1 protein-coding gene is annotated in these 1,834 nt (G+C 33.8%); it reads left to right on the top strand.

Annotation, left to right across the window (positions count from 1 at the left end):
* On the top strand, positions 1-1,578 hold a 1,578-nt coding region (locus F6K22_RS39940; RefSeq protein ID WP_293110618.1), incomplete at its 5' end, for a HAMP domain-containing sensor histidine kinase.
* Positions 1,579-1,834 lie beyond the last annotated feature (256 nt).

The following is a 1,834-nucleotide window of genomic DNA, read 5'->3' as shown; positions in this document are numbered from 1 at the left end:
TGCACAAAAGTAGTTCCTCAATATGACTTCCGTCTGCGACCATGGTATCAAGATGGCATCGCTGCAGGTAAAGCAGCTTGGGGTAAGATGTTTACATCACTAATTGATAAAAAAGTAAAAATGATGGCTACTCAACCTGTAATTGATAATGATGGTAATGTCATCGCCTTAGTAAATGCTACTCTCACCTTTTCTCAAGTGCATGAATTTTTACAGAAGTTGAAGATTAGTAAGTCAGGGGAAGCTTTCATTTTAAACCGTTCTGGAGAACTAATAGCTAGTTCAGCTACAACCGATCCTTTTATTCAAAACGATAATGACTCAGAAGCGATCGACGCTTTAGACAGTAAAAACCCTTTACTTCGTTTAGCAAGTCAACATCTGATAGACAGGTTTGGGGATCTAAATCAAATTCAAAATACTTCATTACTGAACTTTGATATAGATGGTAAACAACAATTTTTACAAGTCGTACCTTTTAGCGATAAATATGGTTTAGATTGGTTGATTTTAGTAGTAGTTCCCCAAGCAGATTTTATGGGGCGTATTTATGCCAATACTCGGATTACTGTTGCCCTATGTTTGATGGCATTAATACTAGCAATTGTTTTGGGTTTACTAAGTTGTGAATTGATTATTAGACCAGTTAGGCGTTTGAAGCAAGCAGCAACTTCTTTATCTATGGGAAACTGGGAACAAAAAGTCAAAGAAGTTCCCATTGATGAATTGGCAATATTGGCTCAATCATTTAATCAAATGACAGAGCAGTTACAAAAATCATTTGTTGAATTGGAGAGAAAAAATATTGCTTTACAGGAGGCAGATAAATTCAAAGATGAGTTTATGAAAAATATTTCCCATGAACTAAGAACTCCACTTAATAGTATTATTTGTTCTCTAAAATTAGTCCTGGATAACTTTTGTGATAGCCCAGAAGAAGAAACTGAATTATTACAGCAAGCTGATAAGTCTGCTATTCATTTGCTGGATCTAATTGATGAACTTTTGGATTTGGTACAAATTAAAGAAGGCAAACTTATAATTGAGAAAAAGTTAGTAAATTTGTCGGAATGCTTAAGTGAAATAATCGATTCTCAACAACCTCTAATCCAACACAAAAATCTGCAACTATACAAACCTAATATGTCTAAATCAATATTTGTAGAAGCCGATCCAACAAAGCTAAAGCAAATATTTTTAAATGTTATTGATAATGCAATTAAGTTTACTGAGACTGGCAGTATTACTGTTAATGTTCAGATTAAACCAGGTGTGAATACTTATGATATCGATCAAATTCCTATTGTAGTAGTAACTATTAAAGATACAGGAATTGGAGTTGAACCTAGTAAACAATATCAATTATTTCAATCTTTTGTCATGCTGGATGGTTCCACTACTCGTGCTTATAGTGGTTGTGGTTTAGGATTAGCAATTTCTCGTAGTTTGATGGAATTGATGGGTGGTAATATTACTCTAGAAAGTGCTGGTAAAAATCAAGGTACAACAGTTTCTCTATCTTTACCTGTTGCTCTCCAAACTTCTGATTATGGTGAAAATTTGACCACTTTAATTTAATTTTAGAGCGTTGCATAATCTAGGTATGAATTATAAATATTCACCCCTGAAACTACTTGTTTCCTAGGCATTTTATGACAATCTTTCCCTGCTCCCTAATTTCACGCATCATAAGCTATTGTCCATTTAATTTGTATATGATGATATTTTAGACATCAGCCTCAACCTTTCTTATATTTTAACTTTTAACTTTTGACTTTTGACTTGCTGTTGTGCATTTTTAATGCACAACAGCTTACCCACGCTTCAGTAACGA

Origin of the sequence: Okeania sp. SIO2F4 (genome assembly GCF_010672385.1) — a bacterium.
Classification (GTDB): domain Bacteria; phylum Cyanobacteriota; class Cyanobacteriia; order Cyanobacteriales; family Microcoleaceae; genus Trichodesmium.
This window is presented reverse-complemented; position numbering and strand designations above follow the sequence as displayed.